Here is a 20946-nt window from a genome sequence, read left to right as displayed (position 1 = left end):
ACTATGTCGTTTGAAAAAGTCAGTCAATCCTTACTCTTGCCAAGTGGCATTGGCGAACAAGAGTTGAGCTTAGCGCTGGCTGAAGTGGCGAAGAACCAAATAGATTATGCCGATTTGTACTTTCAACATAGTCGACATGAATCTTGGGTTTTAGAAGATGGCATCGTGAAAGAAGGCAGCTATAACATTGAACAAGGGGTTGGGGTTCGTGCGATCAGTGGAGAGCAGACCGGTTTCGCCTACTCGGATGTGATTAATCCCAATGCTTTAATGCAGACTTGTCAGGCGGCCAGAGGGATCAGCTCGCCAGCCTCAAGGGGCAATTTAAAGCCTTTTAAACGGGTCGCAGCGGAACAGTATTATCAGGCCAATAACCCCTTGGTTAGTTTATCTAATCAACAGAAGATTGCCTTATTAGAACGCGCCGACAAGTATGCTCGTAGCTTAGATCCTGCGGTTAACCAAGTGATCGTGAGCTTGAGTGGGGTCTACGAAGAAGTATTAATCGCAGCTAGTGACGGTACCTTAGCTGCGGATATTCGGCCATTAATTCGTTTCAATTGTAGTGTCTTAGTCGAACGTAAACAGCGCCGTGAACGCGGATCTGCGGGCGGTGGTGGACGTCAGAATTATAGTTATTTCCTTGAAGAAGTTGATGGCTGTGAACGGGCGATGGTTTATGTGAAAGAAGCGGTACGCCAAGCTTTAGTGAATTTAGAAGCGGTGGATGCCCCAGCCGGACTGATGCCAGTAGTACTCGGTGCTGGCTGGCCAGGTGTGTTACTGCACGAAGCGGTGGGACATGGTCTGGAAGGTGACTTTAATCGTAAAGGGTCTTCGGCATTTTCTGGTTGTATCGGACAACAGGTAGCTTCGCCATTATGTACTATTGTTGATGATGGTACGCTTGCCAACCGTCGGGGATCGGTGAGTATTGATGATGAAGGTACGCCTGGGCAATATAATGTATTAATTGAAAACGGTGTTCTGAAAGGGTATATGCAAGATAAGCATAATGCTCAACTGATGGATACTCAGTCGACTGGAAATGGACGCCGAGAGTCTTATGCACATCTGCCGCTTCCTCGCATGACCAATACTTATATGTTAGGTGGTGAAAGTGAGCCTGAAGAACTCATCGCTTCGGTGAAAAAAGGCATTTACGCGCCTAATTTTGGCGGAGGTCAGGTGGATATAACCTCGGGTAAGTTTGTCTTTTCGGCTTCGGAAGCGTACCTCATTGAAGATGGTAAGATTACTACGCCAATAAAAGGGGCAACCTTAATTGGTAGTGGCCCTGAAGCGATGCAACAAGTGTCGATGGTGGCGAATGACCTGTGTTTGGATCAAGGGGTTGGAGTCTGTGGTAAGGAAGGACAAAGCATTCCTGTGGGGGTTGGCCAGCCGAGTTTGAAACTTGATCAGCTTACCGTTGGTGGCACTGCATAAATGAAAAGGGCCTTGGCCCTTTTTTTAAGAGTGTAATTTGAGATATTTAAGCAAGTCCTGGTGAGCCTTAGCTGGTTTTTGCTGCTCTAATTCTTTTTTGGCTTGGCGGACCAACTGGCGCAATTTTTGACGCTCTAACGCTGGATTTTTTTCGACTAAGGCATTAATCGCAGGATCCCCTTCTTCTATTAGCTGCTCTCGCCGTTTCTCTAGAGCTAACTGGGCCTGTGCTTGATAAATGTGTTTGTTGCGGATCTTATCTAAGCCAGCATTGATGCTTTCAATGTCTTCGGTTCTTAGTACTTTACCGATGTAATTCATATGGCGGCGTGCCGCTTCTCGTTTATCTTTCAAGCGTTTGGCAAGGGCAATTGCTTCTCTTAAGGTTGCGCTCATGCTGATGGACTCTATTTGTGGGTTGGTTAAACCCACTAATTCGACGCCCAATTTTTTCAGTTTATCGGCTTCACGCTTGATTTCTGATTTACTAATCCACTCATCTTCGTCTGTAAAGGACGGGTCATTACTCATTTTCTGTTACTCATAGCACTTTTCGCATATCTTACCAGTTCTTGGCTATGGCCGCTCGATGAGTTTTGTGGTGAAGAGGGTTTATCTTTAATGCTTACATTTGGGACTTGGCTGGTGGATTTTTGAACGGTGCTTTGGCTGTTGTTAGCTTGTCTCTCTGTGCCAAGCAGTAAGCGCTTATAAACGCTGGATCATGGCTTTGGCTAAAACCTTTGACTCTTTGTTGTAAGGCGTTTACTTATTGTTGCGAGGTGTTTGCTTAGAATGCTAAGCTGCATCACTTGAGCTGGGATAACATCCTAAGATCTCGAACGAAAATTGACCGCTATAGTTCAACAGGCCCGAGGGCCATACATGGAAATTAAAAAATCAAAATGAGCCCTGAAAAACAATCGAGCCAAGAACTCAGTCAATTAAAACAAGCTGTTGAGTTTGCGATTAAGCAAGCAAAACAACTTGGCGCGGATGAAGCCGAAGTGTCGATTTCGAAACAAACGGGAATTTGTGTTGCGACTCGTGATCAACAAGTGGAAACCCTTGAGTTTAATCATGACGGTGCGCTGGGGATTGCGGTGTATTCGGCGAATTGTAAGGGCAGTGCCTCAACCTCAGATCTGAGTCCAGAAGCTATCACCAATGCGGTGAAAGCGGCTTATGATATCTCTCAATATACATCGGCGGATAAAGCGGCAGGGATTGCAGATAAAGCATTACTAGCAACAGATATTGCGGATCTAGAATTATTTCATCCTCACCCATTGGAGCCTGAAAAATTTATTGAATTAGCCAAGCAATGTGAAGGCTTAGCTTTGAGCAATTCGCAGATTAAGGCCAGTGACGGGGCGAATGTGAATAGTCACTACGGGGTGAAGGTTTATGGAAACAGCCATGGTTTTGTTGAAGGCTATCCAACCAGCCGCCATAGCATTAGTTGCATGTTGATCGCCGGTGATAAAGAGATGCAGCGTGATTACGCCTATAGCGTGGCGCGTGATTTTGCCGATTTAGACAGTATTCAACAACTGGCCGACAAGGCGATTAGTAAAACCTTAGGTCGCCTCGGTAGTCGTAAAATAGCGACTTGTGAGGTGCCGGTGGTGTTTGACCAAGAGGTCGCGAGTGGCTTATTTGGCCACCTCGTGGGGGCGATTAGTGGTGGTAATTTGTATCGCCGTTCGTCTTTTTTACTCGATAGTTTGGGCAGTCAGCTGTTCCCTAGTTGGTTGTCGATCTACGAGGACCCTTTTATTAAAAAAGGCTTATCAAGTACTCCTTTTGATAGCGAAGGCGTGGCCCCGAAAGCGACCCATATTATTGCTGATGGGCGTTTAGAGAGCTATTTGTTAACCAGCTACTCGGCACGTAAACTGGGCATGCAAAGTACCGGTCATGCTGGTGGGATCCATAATTGGTTAGTGCAGCACAGTGGGATCAATCGGGCTGATTTGCTGAAGCAAATGGGAACCGGTTTATTGGTGACAGAGCTGATGGGCCAAGGCGTTAATTTGGTCACCGGTGATTATTCTCGAGGCGCGGCTGGTTATTGGGTTGAAAATGGTGAAATTGCTTTTCCGGTACATGAGATTACGGTAGCCAGTACCTTGCCAGAGATGTTTGCCAATATAGTTGCCATTGCGGATGACTTCGATAAAGAAAGCTCAATTCAAACCGGTTCAATATTGATTTCTTCGATGAAGATTGCGGGTAGCTAGTACTTGTTACTCTTTCAGCGTCTATTTCTGTTTAAGATAAGCATTTTAACAGCGGCCTGTGGTATGCCGCTTTGTTTTCTCCGAAAATACAGCTCAAGCTTGCTTCAAAGATAAATTTTTCGTCAGCGCTTAGGCAGATTGATATTTAGTAGGAGCTGCGATTTAGATACTCCTGCCTTAAGCTAATACTAAGGTGGCCATACCTAAAAAGGAGAACAAGCCCATCACATCGGTGATGGTGGTTAAGGCCATTCCCCCCGCTAAAGCGGGGTCGATATTAAATTTTTTCATTAATAAGGGAATACTAACCCCGGCTAATCCGGCTAAGGACATATTAATGAACATCGCCCCAGCGATGATAATGCCTAAAGTCCAGTCACCTTTCCATAGGGTGATCACTACCGAAATAACACTCGCCCAAATTAAGCCATTTAACATACCGATTGCGGCTTCCTTACCGATCAACCAGCGAGAGTTGCCCTCGCCAATGTGGCCCACCGCAAGCCCCCGGATCACGAGCGCTAAAGTTTGATTACCAGCGATGCCACCCATACTAGGAACAATAGTCATTAAGATCGCTAGCGTTGCCAATTGTTCAATCGTTGATTCAAACATATTGCTAATCGACGCTGCAATTAAAGCCGTACAAAGATTAACCGCTAGCCAGACGGTGCGCCGTTGAGTACTTTTTAAGACCGGGGCGAAGGTATCCTCGTCATCGTCCATCCCCGCCATCCCCATCATCGAGTGTTCCGCATGCTCACGAATAATATCCACCACATCATCGATGGTAATTCGGCCTAACAAGCGCCCTTGTTCATCAACTACTGGGGCAGATATCCAGTCGTGGCGTTCAAACAGGGAAGCCACGTCATCTTCATCCATGGCGACCGGTATGGTTTCGGCATTACTATCCATTACCTCTCTGACGTTGACGCTTGGATTAACGGTGAGCAAGGTTGATAGTGGGATATCGCCGAGTAGTAAATCATTCTCATCGACAACATAAAGTGCATCCGTTGCCTCAGGAAGTTCGCCCCTAAGCCGCAAATAGCGCAATACAACATCAATACTGACATCTGCCCGCAGGGTGATGGTGTCGGTATTCATGATACTGCCAGCGGTGTCTTCTGGATAAGCGAGCGCAGCTTCGACTCGATGGCGGTCTTGGCCATCCATTTGCGACAACACCTCTTGATAGACACTATCGGGTAGGCTGCGAAGCACGTAGGCGATATCATCGGTGTCCATTCCCTCGGTCGCTGCAGCAAGGGTTTCGGGGGCCATTAATTGGAGTACCCCTTCCATCACATCTTCGTTTAATTCTTCGAGGATCTCACCGTGCTTTTCCGGATCGGTGAGTTGCCATAATACTTTTCGACCTGCGGGAGGGCTAGATTCTAATAGTAGAGCGACATCACAAGGCGGCATCTGATGAAGCATTCGCCTAACATGCACAAACATACCACTATCGAGCGCTTGGTTTAGCTCCTGTAGGCGTTTGTGTTGATTAGGATTTAACTCCATCTCTTCAGGCATAAGCGGTCCTTATAGTCGTGTAAAGATTAAACCACGCTTTTAGAGCGGGTGAACCTGTCGCGGATGGTACAAAGGTTTTCAGCGGAACCCTTTGGGTAACATGTGTCACAGTTTACGGCTTGAGTACCTGCATCAGTGCTGTTTCTACGCGATAGGCTCTGCCTTGTCCGCTACGATATAAATATTCACTAAAAATGCAACAGGACTTAGTGTAGCAGTTGCATCAATAAATTCGCGTTATTCCTCGTCGAAGTTTGCTTCAACGAGTTGTTGTATGGCATCGAGAGCAGCCTCTGCATCGTTACCTTCAGAGATTATCGTGAGGGTATTGCCTTGAGCGCTTGCCAACACCAGCAATCCCATCACGCTGGCAGCCGAAGCGGTTTTTTTCCCGTCAATAATACTTACTTCAGCTTCAAATTCTTGTACCAATTCGACCAGTTTGGTGGCTGGGCGAGCGTGTAAGCCCAGTTTGTTTTTTACGACGACTTGTCTAGTGAGTTTCAAGTTTATGTTCCAAAGTTCGATGGCGCCGCTGCACCTTACGTTTTTGACTAAAGTGTTCAGCCAGTTGTTCGGCGACATAAACACTACGATGTTGTCCGCCAGTACAACCAATTGCGATGGTCAGATAGGCGCGATTATTGGCTTCTAAATGCGGCAGCCAAGATCCTAATAAATCAGCGATTTGCTGGATGTACTGCTCTACAAGAGGCTGCTTGGCTAAATAATCTTTAACCGCTTGATCGAGACCGCATAAAGGTCGTAGTTCTTCTTGCCAGTGCGGGTTCGGTAAAAAGCGAGCATCAAATAGGTAATCGGCATCATTGGGTACGCCATTTTTAAAGCCAAAGGACTCAAACACCATAATTAATTGCTGCTGTTGTTCTCCGGTCACTCGCGATCGAATGAGCTGACTCAATTCATGTACGGATAAACGCGAGGTATCTATTCTTAGGTCAGCATTGCGAGAAATGGGGGCGAGCAGGGCGGTTTCAGATTCTATGGCCTTGGCTAGAGACATGTCGTTTTGACTCAGTGGATGAACCCGCCGAGTTTCACTGTAGCGGCGGATCAGCGCATCATCTTTCGCGTCGAGAAAAATACTTAATAGGTTAAGCTCAGAGCCTTCATCGCGAATTAGTTGACCGATGGGTGAGGGTTCATCAGGTAAATTTCGCACATCAATGCTAATGGCGACTTTGGTGTACTGTCTTTTTAGGTGTTCAATTAAAGGACGCCATAATACGACTGGTAAATTGTCGACACAGTAATAACCTAAATCTTCTAATACTCGTAGTGCGACCGTTTTACCTGAACCGGAGCGCCCGCTAACGATAATCAGTTCCATGATAACCCCTAATAACGATTAGAGTCTTAGGCTATCATGATCGTGTATAATTCGTCATCACTTTGTGCTGTACGAAGTTGTTTGCATATTTGCTTATCGTTAAGTTTTTCAGCAACTTGAGCGAGAGTATTTAGATGTTGTTGACATTGGTCTTCGGGAACCAGTAAGGCAAATATTAAATCAACGGCTTGATTGTCAATGGCGTCAAAGGAAATCGCCGGAGTACAGCGTAATAATACTGCGGTCGCATGGTATTGATTGCCTATTCTACCGTGAGGGATCGCGATGCCTTGGCCAATGCCAGTACTGCCCATGCGTTCACGATTTAATAAACTTTCAAATATACTTTTAGATGTGGTGTCGAGTTGCTTCGCAACTAGTTCACTGATCAATTCCAATGCTCGTTTTTTTGACGAACATTGGACTGCACTTTGGGTGCAGTCCAAGCTTAGTACTTTATCTATTTGCATTACTATGACTAATGTTTGGTGAGTTTTTCTTTATGCTTAATGACTTGGCGATCGAGCTTATCGATGAGGCTATCGATGGCCGCGTACATATCAGCGTGTTCTGAAGTGGCGAATAATTCACCACCATTTAGGTGTATAGTGGCTTCGGCAATCTGATTCAGTTTTTCGACATTGAGAATAACATGGACATTATTAATTTGGTCGAATCGTCGTTGTAGCTTAGTAAACTTAGTGTGGACATATTCTCTCAAAGACTCAGTGATTTCTACGTGGTGTCCAGTAAGGTTAATTTGCATAGATGTCGTCCCCTTTATAGTGGCCTTTAAATAAGGCTCTTACGTTGGTTAGAAGGTGGAATAGCCAATGACTCACGATATTTAGCTATCGTACGCCTAGCCACCTTGATGCCTTGATCTGCCAAAATATCAGCGATTTTACTATCGCTGAGTGGTTTACTGGTATTCTCGGCAGCAACCAGTTTCTTAATTAATGCACGAATGGCTGTTGAGGAGCATTCTCCTCCACCATCGGTAGCCACATGGCTAGAGAAAAAGTATTTGAGTTCGAAGATCCCGCGAGGGGTATGCATGAATTTTTGAGTCGTGACCCTAGAGATCGTGGATTCATGCATTTCAACCGCTTCGGCAACATCATTCAATACCATCGGTTTCATGGCTTCTTCACCATATTCAAAGAAAGCTTGTTGGTGATGCACGATGCAATTAGAGACTTTCAGTAGGGTTTCGTTACGGCTTTCAATACTCTTGATGAACCATTTTGCTTCTTGCAGATGGCTGCGAATAAACTGGGTATCGTTGGCGTTGGTCGAGGTTTTAGTCATCGATGCATAATGTGAATTGATGCGTAGTTTTGGCATCGCGTCAGGATTGAGTTCAACCACCCAGCGACCTTGACGTTTAATCACCGAGACATCGGGAATTACGTATTGGGCTTGATTTGGTTCGACGGCATTACCAGGTCTTGGCTCTAAGGTGTGAATCAGCCGCATCACTTCGCGTAGCTGCTCCTCTTTTAACTTGGTTTTACGGGCCAATAAACGAAAATCTCGATTTGCTAATACGTCAATATGATTCGATACGATGTCTTTCGCTTCATTCAGCCAAGGTGTTTGTTCGCTGAAACGACTTAATTGGATGAGTAAGCATTCCTGTAGAGAGCGGGCAGCAATACCAACTGGATCGAAGTGCTGAATACGTTTAAGTACTGCTTCAATTTCATCTAACTCGACATCTAAATCATTATTTTCAATCGAACGTAGTCCCTCAAGTAATTGCTCACAATCTTGGGTCAGGTAACCTGATTGGTCGACTGCGTCGATGATGGCGAGGGCGATAGCTTGGTCTATTTCACTAAAAGGCGTGAGGCGCATTTGCCAGAGCAAGTGATCTTGTAAGGAGTCAACGGTTTCACCTTGAAACAACATGTCGTTGTCATCACTGCTGCTACCGGATGAAGAGCTGGCAGGAGCCGAGCTCGCGCTGTAAATGTCATCCCAAGTTGAGTCAACCGGAAGATCGTCTGCGACGGTATCTTGACTAATCGCATCGCCAGTTTCCATCTGGCTGCTATCGATCTCCGTTTGGCTATTGTTTGCATCACTATTTTGCTCGCTGGCTGATTTAAATTCAGCCGAGTCTGCGTCATTTGCTTGCGCTTCATCTGCTTCTAGCAGAGGATTACTCTCCAAAGCTTCTTGGATTTCCTGCTGCAGATCCAGCGTCGAAAGCTGGAGTAAGCGTATGGCCTGTTGTAACTGGGGGGTCATGGTTAATTGCTGACCAAGACGCAACTGCAAAGATGCTTTCATTAATTACCGCTGTTCCTTCTTTTTATTATCGCGTTTGAGGACATACTTTAACTATAGCTTGAATTGTTCACCGAGATAAACTCGTTTCACATGCTCATTTTTAAGTATCTCCTCAGGTTTTCCTGAGGCTATCAGTTCGCCTTGGCTAACGATATAGGCGTGCTCACAAACATCTAGTGTTTCTCTTACATTGTGGTCGGTGATCAATACACCCAGACCGCGATCACGAAGATGTTCAATGATTTTTTTTATATCGATAACAGAAATAGGATCCACGCCTGCGAAGGGTTCGTCAAGCAAAATAAACTTAGGTGCGGCAGCTAGAGCGCGGGCAATTTCTACTCGGCGACGTTCACCGCCCGACAGACTCATGCCTAAATTCTTGCGAATATGACCAATATGAAACTCTTCAAGTAAGTCATCGAGCGCGCCCATTTGTTGTTGTTTATCGAGGTCTTTACGTGTTTCTAAGACCGCTAAAATATTCTTTTCTACCGAGAGGCGACGAAAGATAGATGCTTCTTGCGGTAGGTAACCTATGCCTTTGCGAGCCCGGGTATGCATGGCGGTACTTGACAGATCTTCGTTGTCAATTAGGATCCGCCCTTGGTCCCTTGGGACTAAACCAACCACCATATAAAAAGTGGTGGTTTTTCCAGCGCCATTGGGCCCTAATAAACCGACAATTTTTCCAGTTTCAACATTGAGACTCACGTTTTTAACGACCTTGCGCCCCTTGTAACTTTTGGCAAGGTTTTCTGCAATTAAGGTACTCATGGTTGAGGCGTGGCCTTGGGGGCAACTTTGTTGAGTTGTTGGGGTAAGAAAATGGTGGTCACCCGACTGTTTTGGTCGCCCTGAGCAACCATTTCTTGTTTGTTAATGCTGTATTTAATCATTTGACCTTTGACTAAGCTTTCTTCTTGCTTCAGCAGTGCATTGTTAGTAAGCGTAAGCGTTTGAGTCTTCAAATCGTAACGCACTTCGTTCGCCTCTGCTTCAATGGGCTTACCATTATCTAAGAGCTGATAGAAGGTGGCTGGTTTGCCTTTTGCTATCATCACTTCGCTGCCTTTTTGCTCACTTCCGATAACGCTCAGTTCTTCGGCGCGCATTTTTATCGAGCCTTGAGTCACGACGACATTATTATAAAAAGTGACGCGATTTTCTTTGATATTAACCTGTTGACGGTCGGCATCGACGACAATTTGTTTATTGAAGTCGTCTTCAAGCGCTTGAGCCCCCCAACTGATGAGTAACAGGCTTGCTAAAAAGGCTAATTTATTCTTGTGGATTGTGGTAAACCGCTTCGATATCATTTAATAAAGTCACTATTTCATTGGCTAAATCACCGTTCATTCCGCGTCCATATAATTCGTAGGATGGGCCATAAACGGTAACGAGTTTATCACTATGCATGGTTTCGTTTTGCAGGTCGATTTCCAAGCTGTCTGTAATTAAGTCACGAACGTATTTGCTGCGACTCAAGTTTTTAATTACTACATTGTCATTTAACATGACCGTGTGTTGCTGCTGTACTGTAGCTTGATCGGCCACGATTTGCCATACAGGTTGTTTGGGATCGGGATATACCAAGATTTTTGGTTGGCTGAAAGTGGTGTGCTTGAGTTGCTCAAAATACGCCATCTGTTCGGCATAAATACGATAGCGGGGCCTTCCCTGTTCGCCAAAACTAACACTGTATAGCTGTTCGGCAATAAAATTGGGTTTATTGATTTCGCGAGTTTCGGTCAGTTGTTGGGTATCTGACGGGCTGAGCTGCCAAAGCACCAAAGCCACCATAAATAAAACCGCAAAAAACCAAGTGGGTTTATTCATATACTCATGCCCTGAGCATTTTGTAGCTGTCCTTGTGCCTGAAGAATTAAATCGCATAATTCCCGCACTGCACCATAACCCCCAGCGGTTTTAGTCACTAATTTGGCAGCTTGTTTACATAATGGATGGGCGTCATATACAGCAACCCCTAAGGCACAGGCATTCATGACTGGAACATCGACCACGTCATCGCCGATATAGGCACAGTATTCGGGGCTTAAGCTTAGCTTTTGTTGTAATTGTCGATAGGCTTGCATTTTATCTTGCTGGCCCTGAAATATATGCTGCACACCTAAAGCTTGCATGCGGGTGCTGACTAAATTTGATTGGCGGCCGGTAATAATCGCAACCTCAATACCTGCATTGAGTAATGCTTTAATACCAAAGCCATCATGGGTGTGAAAGGCCTTTAATTCTTCGCCATCATTACCGAGGTAGATCCGACCATCGGAGAATACGCCATCGACATCACAAATGAGCAATTTTATATTTCTGGCTAAACTGTAGTTTTGCTGGGTGACCGCACCGTAGGGCGTTTCAACACTCACTAATAGACTCCTGCTTGCAGTAAGGTGTGCATATTAAAAGCGCCAATTACGGTTTGTTGATGGAGCACAAATAGACCGTTAATTGAGTCTTTCTTCATCAGTTTAAGCGCATCAAAGGCTAACCAATCATCTTCTATTACTTTAGGGTTGTGTGTCATCACTTGACCAATTGGCGTTTCATGAATATCGATACGCTGATCTAGGATCCTGCGTAAATCTCCATCGGTAAAAATTCCGACTAAATGTTGCTGCTGATTGACGACGCCAACCATACCTAAACCTTTGGCGGTAATTTCAAATAGTGCTTCTCGAATAGTTTGTTCGACTACAACTAAAGGAATTTGTTCCCCGCTGAGCATAATGTCGTGAACACTCAATAGCAGTTTTTTGCCTAAACTGCCACCCGGATGAGATAGTGCAAAATCATCGGCAGTGAAGCCTCGAGCTTGGAGTAGCGCCACGGCTAAAGCATCTCCCATGACGAGCGTAGCGGTAGAGCTAGCGGTTGGCGCTAAGCCGAGAGGGCACGCTTCACGGGGAACGGCAACACACAGGTGGTAGTCGGCCAATTTTGCCATACTTGAGAGAGGGTTACTGGTGAGTGCAATTGAGCGTACACCGATACGGTTGAACACCGGGTATAAGGAGAGGATCTCTTCTGACTCTCCAGAATTTGAGAGCGCAATAACAATATCATCGGCGGATATCATGCCCAAATCACCATGACAGGCTTCGCCAGGGTGCACAAAAAAAGCTGGGGTCCCGGTCGACGCTAAAGTCGCGGCTATTTTATTGGCAATATGACCCGACTTCCCCATCCCGGTAAGGATGACCTTACCTTTACCCGCTAAGATTAACTCACAGGCTGCACTAAAATCTTGGTTTAAGTATTGGTGCAGATTTTCGATGCCCAAAGCTTCGATTTCTAAAACCTGTTTAGCGGTGGCGATATAATCAATTGACACTCAATTTCCCTCAAATAATGCTGAATAAAAATAGTCGCTTAAGCCGAGAATAATAACAGTTGATAGGCAACAAAGCTGCAGCATAATATTGCGCCTTCCCAACGTGATATTTTGCGACTTCTGCCAAAGAAGCTCATTGACATCACAAACAGTAATAAGGTTACCCCCATCATGACATAGAAGTCACGTTCGGCAGCAAGGGCGTCAATTGGACCGGGGGCGAGCATTGCGGGGACCGCTAATACGGCTAAAATATTGAATAGGTTTGAGCCGATAATATTACCCAGAACCAGGTCATCTTCTTTCTTGATGACCCCTGCGATACAAGCAGCTAGTTCTGGCAGACTGGTGCCGATGGCGATGATGGTCAAGCCGATCACTAAATCACTGATCCCAAAATAGCGCGCGATTTCTGAGGCTGAACCGACTAATATGTCAGCACTTATCGGCAATAATACTAAACCAACCGCAAGCCACAACAAAGCTTTGCTGGTTGCTACATCTTTGGGGACTTCCGAAGCGGCTTCTTCCATCATTGGATCTAGTTTGGCGTTGTTACGTTGACGTAGCGAGCCGATGATGAGAAAGGCCATCATGGTTACAAATATCGTCAATAATAAGGTACCTTCTATATATCCAAGATGTTGGTCATGTAATATCCAACCAGCAAATGCCGTGGCGGCTAACACCATCGGTAATTCTCTAAATAACGTTGATGATGAAACGAATAAAGGTTTGAATAAGGCGGTCACGCCGAGAACTAAAGTGATATTGGTAATGTTGGAGCCGATTACATTTCCCACTGCGGTATTCATTTTGCCTTCTAAGGCGGCGGTTGCTGAAACCATAACTTCTGGGGCAGAGGAGCCCAAGGCGACGATGGTTAGGCCAATAATCATCGGCGGTAAACCAAAATTGTTAGCAATAGCGGCAGCGCCAAAAACAAAACGATCAGCACTCCAAACTAAGAGCGCTAAACCAACAACTAATAATAAACATTCAACGAACATGGGTTTCCTTGGATCAACAAATATCAGTGATGCGGACAAAATAGCAAGCATTGTCAACATTTTCCTGACAAAAGGGAAGAGTTTAACCTTGAGTGTCATCAATTATCTCAATAATATGGCAGCCTTGAACAGTCAAGATTGCTGATGGAGTGGCTAAAAATTTGATTGAAGTAAAACAATTAGCATTTCAGCGCGGTGACAAAGTTATCTTTGAAGGCCTCGATTTGCGTATTCAGCGCGGTAAAATTACCGCAATTATGGGGCCTAGCGGGATCGGTAAAACGACCTTACTTAAACTGATTGCTGGGCAGCTAAAGCCGCAGTCGGGTGAAGTGCTGATCGACCAGCAAAATGTGCATCAGCTGAAACGTCGCGAATTATTCAAGTTACGTAAACGGATCGGCATGTTATTTCAAAGTGGTGCTTTGTTTAGTGATCTTAATGTTTTTGAGAATGTCGCGTTTCCCTTACGAGAACATACTCAGTTACCGGAAGTGGTATTGCGAAACTTGGTGTTGATGAAGTTACAAACCGTGGGTCTACGTGGCACCGCGCAGCTGATGCCGAGTGATTTGTCGGGCGGAATGGCGCGTCGAGTGGCGCTAGCAAGAGCGATTGCCTTGGAGCCCGAGCTAATTCTTTACGATGAGCCCTTTGTTGGTCAGGACCCCATCTCAATGGGGGTATTGATTAAATTGATCCAAGGCTTGAACCAAAGTTTACAATTGACCTCGGTGATAGTTTCTCATGATGTGAGTGAAGTTCTTAGTATCGCTGATTACGTGTTTGTAATTGATGGCCATAGCGTATTAGCCCAAGGTAGCGTCGAAGCAATTGCGTCAAATCCGAATCCGCGTTTGGCGCAATTTCTCAATGGTCAAGCCGATGGCCCGGTGGCTTTTCATTATCCAGCAGACGATTATGCACAAGCACTTAAGGCGGCCTTATGATTGACGTTATTGCGCTATTAGGTCGTAAGACCCTATTACGCTTCGCCTCGCTCGGCCGAGCGAGCTTAATGTTATGGCATGCCTTATCGAGCTGGCCAAGTCGGCAATTGCTGAAAGATACGATCTATCAAATCTATGTGGTGGGGGTGCAGTCACTGCCTATTATCTTGGTTTCAGGTCTATTTATTGGGATGGTTCTGGCGCTACAGGGCTACCATATTTTGGTCGATTTTGGTGCCGAAACCAGTCTTGGTCCTATGGTTGCGTTATCGCTACTTCGGGAGCTTGGTCCGGTGGTGACCGCTTTGTTGTTTGCAGGGCGGGCTGGCTCTGCGCTCACCGCAGAAATTGGCTTGATGAAAACTACTGAACAATTATCCAGTATGGAGATGATGGCCGTTGACCCACTTAAGCGGGTGATAGCGCCGCGTTTATGGGCTGGGTTTATTGCCATGCCCCTATTAACGCTGATGTTTAATTTGGTCGGTATTTGGGGCGGGTTCTTAGTTGGCGTGGAATGGTTGGGGGTCGATAACGGCAGCTTTTGGTCGATTACCGCAGCATCCATAGAGTTTGGCCAAGATATTGGTAATGGGATTATCAAGAGTGCGGTGTTTGCGATTACGGTGGTTTGGGTAGCATTATTCAATGGTTACGACTCAACCCCTAGCGCTCAGGGGATTAGTCAGGCGACGACGCGAAGTGTGGTGCATGCTTCGTTGCTGGTTTTGGCTTTAGATTTTGTATTAACTGCACTAATGTTTGGCAGCTAGGTTTAGGGAATAACATGAAAGTAAATAAAGTTGAGTTGTCGGTTGGATTGTTTGTATTACTGGGTTTCGCTGCGCTATTAATCTTGTCGTTGAAAATTGCGAATAGTCAGTTTAGTAGCAGTAATGATCTGTATACGCTGTATGCTAAGTTTGACAATATTGGAGGGCTTAAAGTACGCGCGCCAGTAAAAGTGGGAGGGGTCGTGGTTGGTCGAGTTGAAGCGATTGAACTTGATGTTGATGATTATATGCCAAAGGTGACTTTGAATATGTATCGCCAATACGGTTTTTACCCAGAGACAAGTTCTCTTTCGATCCTTACCGCGGGCTTGTTAGGAGAGCAATACATTGGTCTCACCCCTGGCTTTGTCGTTGAAGGTATTGAGCACCTCAATGATGGTGCGTTGATTGAAGATACTAAATCAGCGTTGGTGTTGGAAGATTTGATTGGCCAATTTTTATATTCAGCCAAGGAGAAGTAATGATGACCATGAGAGTAGTATTTTTGCTGTTGCTGACGAGTTTGTTTAGTGCCACAAGCCAAGCGGAAAATGTGGATCAAAACCCTTACCGTTTGATGAACTACGTTGCTGAGCAAACTTTTAGTCGCTTGGCTAAAATTGACCGAGATAGCTCTACCGTGGATCAGCAAGTCGAAGATATTGTGCGTCAGCAGCTGATGCCTCATATTGATTATCGCTACGCCGCGTTGGTGGTATTGAGTAAACACCTCAAAAAAACTGATGAACAACAGCGTGCTAGGTTCATTAAGGCATTTCAGGAGTATTTAGTTGCAACTTATACCCAAGCATTAGCTCAGTATAAACAACAGAAAGTACTCATTGAACCGGAACGATCGGTCGAGGGGCAAACTAAGGTCACCGTAAAAGCTCAATTTATTGATGGTGAGCGGCCTCCGATCAACTTGTCTTTTAAATTTAGAAAGCTGAGAAATAAAGATCAATGGTTAGCTTATGATCTGGTTGCGGAAGGCGTTAGTTTGCTGGCGACCAAACAATCAGAAATAGACAGTTTGATCCGCTCTAGCAGTGTGGATGAAGTGATTGAACTCTTAGAGAAAAAGAATTTTGAATCTGTTGGGCCTTCAAAATGAGTGCAATTTTACAAATTGACCCGCAACGCTTAACGATCCGCGGTGACTGGACGGTTTCTCAGGTTGTTAGTCAGTGGCCGCTACTGGCCGAGTGTCAGGCCGCTACGCTCGACTTGTCCAAGTTAAAGCGGATTGACTCTGCTGGAATAGCCGCTATTATCACCGCCTTAAAACCAGAACCTAGTCATCCTTTAAAAATCGAACACTGCCCAGAGCAGGCGAAGCAACTTTTTGAGCTCTATGAACTTAATCCTTTGCTGCAGTTTGAAAAATAAAGCACTTTTGCGGAGCGTCATTATGCAAGCCGAACAAATTGAACAGATATTAATGCAAACGCTTGAACTGGAACATGTGCAGGTAACTGGAGAAGGCAATCACTTTCAGGTGATTGCCGTGGGTACCATGTTTCAGGAATTATCGCGGGTTAAAAAGCAACAAGCGATATATGCACCATTGAAAGACTACATTGCGAGTAACGAAATTCACGCTTTGGGGATTAAGGCTTTCACTCCTGATGAATGGCAAAAACAACAAAAATTTGGCCAACTGTAGTAGGAGTTGAAGTGGATAAATTTAGAATACAAGGCGGCTGTCGTTTACAAGGCGAAGTTGTTATTTCTGGGGCAAAAAATGCCGCGCTACCGATCTTGTTTGCTACCTTGTTATGTGAAGAGCAAGTGGTGTTACACAATGTGCCTCAGTTAAGAGATATTGGCACCACCTGTAAGATGTTACAGCATTTGGGCCGTGAAGTGCTGGTCGATGGTGAAACTGTCACAGTGAAGGCGGGTAAAGCCAACGACTTTGTTGCGCCTTATGAGTTGGTCAAAACTATGCGTGCTTCAATCATGGCGCTTGGCCCTTTAGTCGCTCGCTATGGTGAGGCCGATGTATCCTTGCCTGGTGGTTGTGCAATTGGAGCTCGTCCGGTAAATCTGCATATTCATGGCTTAGAGTTGATGCAAGCCGATATGAATGTGGAAGATGGTTATGTAAAAGCGCGAGTTTCTGGCCGATTACAAGGCGCGCGGATCTTTATGGATATGGTGAGTGTTACAGGCACCGAGAACTTGATGATGGCGGCGGCTCTCGCTGAGGGTCAAACGATTATTGAGAATGCAGCCCGCGAACCTGAAGTGGTTGATTTGGCTAACTTTTTAAACACTCTTGGGGCGGATATTCAAGGTGCCGGAAGTGATACCATTGTGATTCAAGGTGTGGAGCAGTTGCATGGCGGTGAGTACAGTGTACTCCCCGATCGGATTGAAACGGGGACCTACTTGGTGGCCGCTGCAGTGACGGGTGGAAAAGTCCGTTGTACCAATACCGATCCCGCATTAATGGATGCGGTATTGGCGAAGTTAGCGGAAGCTGGCGCTAAGCTTAGCAGTGGTTCGGACTGGATTGAAGTGGATATGCAAGGCTGCGAGCTTAAAGCTGTGAATGTGAAAACAGCACCTCACCCGGCCTTCCCTACTGATATGCAAGCCCAGTTTACAGTATTGAATATTCTCGCTCAGGGAACTGGTCATGTCACCGAGACGATTTTTGAAAATCGTTTTATGCATGTGCCTGAATTGACGCGCATGGGGGCCGAAATAGAGCTGGAGGGTAATACGGCGATTTGTAAGCACACCGAGCAACTCAGTGGTGCACAGGTGATGGCTACCGATTTACGTGCTTCTGCGAGCTTGGTGATAGCAGCCTTAGTTGCAGAAGGTGAGAGCGTGGTCGATAGGATTTATCATATCGACCGGGGCTATCAAGACATCGAAACTAAGTTTGCGCGGCTAGGAGCCAATATTACGCGGTTTAATGAACGTTCTTAGGCCGGGTTGGTAATTTTAATTCGGTTACGGTCACGGGGAGCTCTAGTTGTTCCCCGTTTCTATATAGGCGTATTCGAATTTCGCTACCCGGTCGGGTTTCGGCAACAATATCCATCGCCTGTTTGATTGAGACAATCTCTTGGCCGGCAATATTGACTAGAATATCGTTGGCTTGGATGCCTGCTTTACTGGCTGGCCCCACAGGATCTACACCGCTTACAATGACCCCTTGGGTATCGTGTAATTTTAAGCGAGAAGCGAGAAGTGGGGTGATTTTTTGTCCGTCTAAACCCAGATAGCCACGCACGATAGTGCCATCTTTAATCAGACTCTGCATGATCTTTTTAGCCAGCAAATAAGGAATAGCGAAGCTAATCCCATAGGTATCTGTAGCATCGTTTAGGTGGTAAGCAGAGGTATTAATCCCCACCAGTTCGCCACGGGTATTGACTAATGCACCCCCAGAGTTTCCACGGTTAATTGCGGCATCGGTTTGTAAAAAGTCTTGTCGACCGGTAGAGCTCATGCCGCTGCGTCCAGCCGCACTAATGATCCCTTGAGTGATCGTTTGACCTACATTATAGGGATTGCCGATGGCGAGAACGATATCGCCGACTTGAGTGGTTAGTTGATCATCTTGTGGGATGACGGGTAAGTCAGAAGAGTTATCGATTTTTAACACCGCTAAGTCAGTCACAACATCACCTCCGACTAATTCAGCATTAAAAATGCGTCCATCCTGTAAAGCGATGACAATTTGATCGGAATTTGCGATGACATGGAGATTAGTCAGTACGAAACCTTGACTAGACATAATCACCCCAGAGCCTAAGCCTTGAGATTCCAATTGAGTATCGGCCTTCACGTAAGATTGTAGAAAGCTACGGGTGTAAATGTTAACGACTGCGGGGGCAGCTCGTCTCGAAGCGAGGGCGTAACTACCGAGTGGGGTTTCGGTATAGTCATTTAACAGCTGTTTACTATTTTCCCTAAATTCAGGGAAAGCAAATAGAATGCCGATAGCCATGGCTAAACCAAAAATAGCGGGTTTGAGTAAATACTTGATTATAGCTAACAATTGTTCTTCTCCAGCGACCAACCCAGCATAGCACGCGACTTGTGCAGACAAAAGAAAAGGCGAGCAATATGTCGCCTTTGTTGATTGCGTGGAGCAGGCTTACTGAATGATCCGATAGAGGTTTTCTTCACCGCGCTGGATATTTATCGCCAAGATTCTTGGCTCGCTCTCGAGTAATTCGCGTAAATCAGCGATACTGGAAATGCGAGTTTTGTTGATACCGATAATGATATCACCTTGCTCAAAACCATTGGCGAAAGCCCGCGAATTTCGTTCTACTTTGTTGACCAGTACACCGGCCATTGGTGCGTTTTTGTCGGTAGAGCTAAGACTTGCACCATCTAAGGCTGGGTGCATAATTTTAGCATTTATATTTTGCTCTTCGGCCTGTTGCAAAGTGACTTTGAAGTCAATCGGTTTACCATCCCGAATCGCACCAATCAGGATACTTTTCCCTGCGCCCATGGTGCCAATTTTGGCGCGTAATTCAGCGAAACTTTTCACTTTTTTACCATCAACCGCGATAATAATATCGCCAGCCTTCACACCAGCTTTGTCGGCTGCTGAACCGTGCATGACTTGATTCACAAAGGCGCCATGCTTGGAGTCGGTACCAAAGGCTTTTGCTAAATCACTGTTAAGCTCACCACCTGTCACGCCTAATATCCCACGGCGTACTTCTCCGAATTCAATGATCTGAGCGCTAAGGTTGCTCACCATGTTACTGGGAATGGCAAATCCTATCCCAATATTGCCGCCACTGGGGGCGATGATGGCGGTGTTAATACCGATCAGTTCACCACGTAAGTTGATGAGAGCTCCGCCAGAGTTGCCGCTATTAATTGCAGCATCGGTTTGAATAAAGTTTTCTAAATGCTCAATATTTAAACCGCTGCGACCTAAAGCACTCACAATACCTGAGGTGGCCGTTTGTCCTAAGCCGAAGGGATTACCAATGGCAATGGTAAAATCACCGACCCGCAATTCATCAGAATCGGCGAGTTTCATATCGGTTAAGTTATCAGCTTCAATTTGCAGTAGTGCGATATCGGTTTGGCGGTCACTGCCTAATACTTTGGCATCGAAGCTGCGGCCATCTTTTAAGCTGACGACAATCTCGTCGGCCTGATGGATCACATGATAGTTGGTGATCACATAACCTTTGCTGGCGTTAAGCACCACCCCAGAACCGAGGCCTTGAAAAGGCTGCTTTTGTTCTGCACTGCTTGGGGCTTCTCCTGGACCAAAGAAATATTTAAATAATTCTGGAAGTTGTTGTTGCGAGACTTTGGTCCCTGCGACCGAAATGCTGACTACTGCTGGGGTCACTTGCTCTAAGACTGGCGCTAGGCTGGGGAGCTCTTGTTCACCAACGGCCATGGGTAACGCGGCTTGCGCTGGTAGTGTATTAAATCCAAAAACTAATGATAAGCACAAGATAGCGAATTTCTTGGTGCGATAGTGCATAAATACCCTCGATAGACAAATATATTAAGCTAAGCTGGATCTGTTAGATCTAGCTTAGCTAATAAAGTTCAACGAATTAGCCCGCTTTACGTTGCGCTTCGGTAAATAAACCTGATGGTTCGTTAGAGTAGTCTTTAGGTTGTGCTTCTGTTTCTGTCGCCACCGTGTCATCTAATTCTAACTTTTGCTGATAGTCGGCAAATAATTGCGGTTGAGCGACTTCATCACCGATTAAAGCTTTCGATTGACTCGCCATATGCTCATACATGCCTTGATATTGCTTGGCCATGTCTTCTAATAACTGGGCACTGGCAGAAAAATGTTGCTGAACTTGTTCCTTATAGCTGTCTAATTCGGCTTTATTGTTCTCGAATTCTTGTTTCATTTTGGCATCGTTAACAACAGGCTTAGACGCGACACGACTAAGGAAGAAGCCAATAGCGACACCAATAAGAAGAAAAATTATACTGCTAATTGCGCTCATATTATTCCT

Annotated in this window: 25 protein-coding genes; 9 read left to right on the top strand and 16 right to left on the bottom strand. The window is 45.6% G+C overall.

The window, feature by feature from the left end; all coding sequences use genetic code 11:
• Window positions 1–3: 3 nt before the first annotated feature.
• The gene (gene tldD, locus ACRRSW_RS18975) at window positions 4–1449 is read left to right on the top strand and encodes a metalloprotease TldD (RefSeq protein ID WP_432455998.1); all 1446 of its coding nucleotides are present in this window, start codon (window positions 4–6) and stop codon (window positions 1447–1449) included.
• Window positions 1450–1473: 24 nt separating this feature from the next.
• On the opposite strand, the gene yjgA is transcribed toward tldD, so the two are convergent.
• A complete protein-coding gene (yjgA, locus tag ACRRSW_RS18970) occupies window positions 1474–1980 on the bottom strand; it encodes a ribosome biogenesis factor YjgA (RefSeq protein WP_432455999.1) in 507 nt (168 codons plus the stop codon).
• A 374-nt stretch (window positions 1981–2354) separates the two neighbouring features.
• Between yjgA and pmbA the strand changes: the two genes are divergently transcribed.
• Window positions 2355–3692 carry a metalloprotease PmbA gene (gene pmbA, locus ACRRSW_RS18965; RefSeq protein ID WP_432456000.1) on the top strand — a complete coding sequence of 446 codons (1338 nt, stop codon included), beginning with the start codon at window positions 2355–2357 and terminating at the stop codon, window positions 3690–3692.
• A gap of 177 nt (window positions 3693–3869) precedes the next feature.
• Here pmbA and mgtE read toward each other — a convergent pair whose 3' ends face one another.
• From mgtE to ACRRSW_RS18905, 12 genes are all read right to left on the bottom strand, one after another.
• Window positions 3870–5231, bottom strand: a complete 1362-nt coding sequence (mgtE, locus tag ACRRSW_RS18960; RefSeq protein WP_432456001.1) for a magnesium transporter — start codon at window positions 5229–5231, stop codon at window positions 3870–3872.
• Between the two features lie 237 nt (window positions 5232–5468).
• Window positions 5469–5738 (bottom strand): HPr family phosphocarrier protein, encoded by a 270-nt coding sequence (locus tag ACRRSW_RS18955; RefSeq protein WP_432456002.1) that lies wholly within the window; start codon window positions 5736–5738, stop codon window positions 5469–5471.
• Window positions 5725–6582 (bottom strand): RNase adapter RapZ, encoded by an 858-nt coding sequence (rapZ, locus tag ACRRSW_RS18950; protein ID WP_432456003.1) that lies wholly within the window; start codon window positions 6580–6582, stop codon window positions 5725–5727. Before rapZ ends, ACRRSW_RS18955 begins: the two co-directional genes overlap by 14 nt.
• A 26-nt stretch (window positions 6583–6608) precedes the next feature.
• Window positions 6609–7052, bottom strand: a complete 444-nt coding sequence (gene ptsN / locus ACRRSW_RS18945; RefSeq protein WP_432456004.1) for a PTS IIA-like nitrogen regulatory protein PtsN — start codon at window positions 7050–7052, stop codon at window positions 6609–6611.
• A gap of 8 nt (window positions 7053–7060) precedes the next feature.
• Window positions 7061–7348: a ribosome hibernation promoting factor gene (gene hpf / locus ACRRSW_RS18940; protein ID WP_432456005.1), complete on the bottom strand. Its 288-nt coding sequence runs from the start codon at window positions 7346–7348 to the stop codon at window positions 7061–7063.
• Window positions 7349–7374: 26 nt separating this feature from the next.
• Window positions 7375–8880 (bottom strand): RNA polymerase factor sigma-54, encoded by a 1506-nt coding sequence (locus ACRRSW_RS18935; protein WP_432456006.1) that lies wholly within the window; start codon window positions 8878–8880, stop codon window positions 7375–7377.
• A gap of 51 nt (window positions 8881–8931) precedes the next feature.
• Window positions 8932–9657 carry an LPS export ABC transporter ATP-binding protein gene (gene lptB, locus ACRRSW_RS18930; protein ID WP_432456007.1) on the bottom strand — a complete coding sequence of 242 codons (726 nt, stop codon included), beginning with the start codon at window positions 9655–9657 and terminating at the stop codon, window positions 8932–8934.
• Window positions 9654–10199: a lipopolysaccharide transport periplasmic protein LptA gene (gene lptA, locus ACRRSW_RS18925; protein ID WP_432460144.1), complete on the bottom strand. Its 546-nt coding sequence runs from the start codon at window positions 10197–10199 to the stop codon at window positions 9654–9656. The genes lptB and lptA overlap by 4 nt, the downstream gene beginning before the upstream one ends.
• The gene (lptC, locus tag ACRRSW_RS18920; protein WP_432456009.1) at window positions 10162–10719 is read right to left on the bottom strand and encodes an LPS export ABC transporter periplasmic protein LptC; all 558 of its coding nucleotides are present in this window, start codon (window positions 10717–10719) and stop codon (window positions 10162–10164) included. Before lptC ends, lptA begins: the two co-directional genes overlap by 38 nt.
• Complete coding sequence (kdsC, locus tag ACRRSW_RS18915) at window positions 10716–11267, bottom strand: 3-deoxy-manno-octulosonate-8-phosphatase KdsC (protein WP_432456010.1); 552 nt, start codon at window positions 11265–11267, stop codon at window positions 10716–10718. The genes lptC and kdsC overlap by 4 nt, the downstream gene beginning before the upstream one ends.
• Window positions 11267–12232: a KpsF/GutQ family sugar-phosphate isomerase gene (locus ACRRSW_RS18910; RefSeq protein ID WP_432456011.1), complete on the bottom strand. Its 966-nt coding sequence runs from the start codon at window positions 12230–12232 to the stop codon at window positions 11267–11269. The genes kdsC and ACRRSW_RS18910 overlap by 1 nt, the downstream gene beginning before the upstream one ends.
• Before the next feature lie 38 nt (window positions 12233–12270).
• Window positions 12271–13242, bottom strand: coding sequence for a calcium/sodium antiporter (locus ACRRSW_RS18905; RefSeq protein WP_432456012.1), 972 nt, complete (start codon window positions 13240–13242; stop codon window positions 12271–12273).
• A gap of 149 nt (window positions 13243–13391) precedes the next feature.
• Between ACRRSW_RS18905 and ACRRSW_RS18900 the strand changes: the two genes are divergently transcribed.
• The 7 genes from ACRRSW_RS18900 to murA are packed head-to-tail and all read left to right on the top strand — an operon-like array spanning window position 13392 to window position 17908.
• Window positions 13392–14192, top strand: coding sequence for an ATP-binding cassette domain-containing protein (locus ACRRSW_RS18900; protein ID WP_432469663.1), 801 nt, complete (start codon window positions 13392–13394; stop codon window positions 14190–14192).
• Window positions 14189–14965, top strand: coding sequence for a lipid asymmetry maintenance ABC transporter permease subunit MlaE (gene mlaE / locus ACRRSW_RS18895; RefSeq protein WP_432456014.1), 777 nt, complete (start codon window positions 14189–14191; stop codon window positions 14963–14965). The genes ACRRSW_RS18900 and mlaE overlap by 4 nt, the downstream gene beginning before the upstream one ends.
• A 14-nt stretch (window positions 14966–14979) precedes the next feature.
• On the top strand, window positions 14980–15447 hold the full coding sequence (gene mlaD / locus ACRRSW_RS18890) for an outer membrane lipid asymmetry maintenance protein MlaD (RefSeq protein WP_432456015.1): 468 nt from the start codon (window positions 14980–14982) through the stop codon (window positions 15445–15447).
• On the top strand, window positions 15447–16079 hold the full coding sequence (locus tag ACRRSW_RS18885) for an MlaC/ttg2D family ABC transporter substrate-binding protein (protein WP_432456016.1): 633 nt from the start codon (window positions 15447–15449) through the stop codon (window positions 16077–16079). Before mlaD ends, ACRRSW_RS18885 begins: the two co-directional genes overlap by 1 nt.
• On the top strand, window positions 16076–16354 hold the full coding sequence (locus ACRRSW_RS18880; protein ID WP_432456017.1) for an STAS domain-containing protein: 279 nt from the start codon (window positions 16076–16078) through the stop codon (window positions 16352–16354). The genes ACRRSW_RS18885 and ACRRSW_RS18880 overlap by 4 nt, the downstream gene beginning before the upstream one ends.
• A 22-nt stretch (window positions 16355–16376) precedes the next feature.
• Window positions 16377–16631: a BolA family protein gene (locus tag ACRRSW_RS18875; RefSeq protein ID WP_432456018.1), complete on the top strand. Its 255-nt coding sequence runs from the start codon at window positions 16377–16379 to the stop codon at window positions 16629–16631.
• Window positions 16632–16642: 11 nt separating this feature from the next.
• The gene (murA, locus tag ACRRSW_RS18870; protein WP_432456019.1) at window positions 16643–17908 is read left to right on the top strand and encodes a UDP-N-acetylglucosamine 1-carboxyvinyltransferase; all 1266 of its coding nucleotides are present in this window, start codon (window positions 16643–16645) and stop codon (window positions 17906–17908) included.
• On the opposite strand, the gene degS is transcribed toward murA, so the two are convergent.
• From degS to ACRRSW_RS18855, 3 genes are all read right to left on the bottom strand, one after another.
• Window positions 17892–18986: an outer membrane-stress sensor serine endopeptidase DegS gene (degS, locus tag ACRRSW_RS18865; RefSeq protein WP_432456020.1), complete on the bottom strand. Its 1095-nt coding sequence runs from the start codon at window positions 18984–18986 to the stop codon at window positions 17892–17894. The two genes, murA and degS, sit on opposite strands and share 17 nt — an antisense overlap.
• A gap of 99 nt (window positions 18987–19085) precedes the next feature.
• Entirely contained in the window at window positions 19086–20453 is a 1368-nt protein-coding gene (locus ACRRSW_RS18860) for a Do family serine endopeptidase (RefSeq protein ID WP_432456021.1), read from the bottom strand.
• 76 nt (window positions 20454–20529) lie between these two features.
• Window positions 20530–20937: a YhcB family protein gene (locus ACRRSW_RS18855; protein WP_432460142.1), complete on the bottom strand. Its 408-nt coding sequence runs from the start codon at window positions 20935–20937 to the stop codon at window positions 20530–20532.
• Window positions 20938–20946 lie beyond the last annotated feature (9 nt).

This window comes from Agarivorans sp. QJM3NY_25 (assembly GCF_050870875.2).
GTDB lineage: Bacteria > Pseudomonadota > Gammaproteobacteria > Enterobacterales > Celerinatantimonadaceae > Agarivorans.
Note: the sequence above shows the minus strand (reverse complement) of the source record. Positions and strands in the feature narration are given on the sequence as shown.

What these genes read in the sequence shown, in the direction of transcription:
- tldD (WP_432455998.1), top strand. Translation starts at nt 4, where the DNA reads ATGTCGTTTGAAAAAGTCAGTCAATCCTTACTCTTGCCAAGTGGCATT.
- yjgA (WP_432455999.1), bottom strand. Translation starts at nt 1,980, where the DNA reads ATGAGTAATGACCCGTCCTTTACAGACGAAGATGAGTGGATTAGTAAA.
- pmbA (WP_432456000.1), top strand. Translation starts at nt 2,355, where the DNA reads ATGAGCCCTGAAAAACAATCGAGCCAAGAACTCAGTCAATTAAAACAA.
- mgtE (WP_432456001.1), bottom strand. Translation starts at nt 5,231, where the DNA reads ATGCCTGAAGAGATGGAGTTAAATCCTAATCAACACAAACGCCTACAG.
- rapZ (WP_432456003.1), bottom strand. Translation starts at nt 6,582, where the DNA reads ATGGAACTGATTATCGTTAGCGGGCGCTCCGGTTCAGGTAAAACGGTC.
- ptsN (WP_432456004.1), bottom strand. Translation starts at nt 7,052, where the DNA reads ATGCAAATAGATAAAGTACTAAGCTTGGACTGCACCCAAAGTGCAGTC.
- hpf (WP_432456005.1), bottom strand. Translation starts at nt 7,348, where the DNA reads ATGCAAATTAACCTTACTGGACACCACGTAGAAATCACTGAGTCTTTG.
- ACRRSW_RS18935 (WP_432456006.1), bottom strand. Translation starts at nt 8,880, where the DNA reads ATGAAAGCATCTTTGCAGTTGCGTCTTGGTCAGCAATTAACCATGACC.
- lptB (WP_432456007.1), bottom strand. Translation starts at nt 9,657, where the DNA reads ATGAGTACCTTAATTGCAGAAAACCTTGCCAAAAGTTACAAGGGGCGC.
- lptA (WP_432460144.1), bottom strand. Translation starts at nt 10,199, where the DNA reads ATGATATCGAAGCGGTTTACCACAATCCACAAGAATAAATTAGCCTTT.
- lptC (WP_432456009.1), bottom strand. Translation starts at nt 10,719, where the DNA reads ATGAATAAACCCACTTGGTTTTTTGCGGTTTTATTTATGGTGGCTTTG.
- ACRRSW_RS18905 (WP_432456012.1), bottom strand. Translation starts at nt 13,242, where the DNA reads ATGTTCGTTGAATGTTTATTATTAGTTGTTGGTTTAGCGCTCTTAGTT.
- mlaE (WP_432456014.1), top strand. Translation starts at nt 14,189, where the DNA reads ATGATTGACGTTATTGCGCTATTAGGTCGTAAGACCCTATTACGCTTC.
- mlaD (WP_432456015.1), top strand. Translation starts at nt 14,980, where the DNA reads ATGAAAGTAAATAAAGTTGAGTTGTCGGTTGGATTGTTTGTATTACTG.
- ACRRSW_RS18885 (WP_432456016.1), top strand. Translation starts at nt 15,447, where the DNA reads ATGATGACCATGAGAGTAGTATTTTTGCTGTTGCTGACGAGTTTGTTT.
- ACRRSW_RS18880 (WP_432456017.1), top strand. Translation starts at nt 16,076, where the DNA reads ATGAGTGCAATTTTACAAATTGACCCGCAACGCTTAACGATCCGCGGT.
- ACRRSW_RS18875 (WP_432456018.1), top strand. Translation starts at nt 16,377, where the DNA reads ATGCAAGCCGAACAAATTGAACAGATATTAATGCAAACGCTTGAACTG.
- ACRRSW_RS18860 (WP_432456021.1), bottom strand. Translation starts at nt 20,453, where the DNA reads ATGCACTATCGCACCAAGAAATTCGCTATCTTGTGCTTATCATTAGTT.
- ACRRSW_RS18855 (WP_432460142.1), bottom strand. Translation starts at nt 20,937, where the DNA reads ATGAGCGCAATTAGCAGTATAATTTTTCTTCTTATTGGTGTCGCTATT.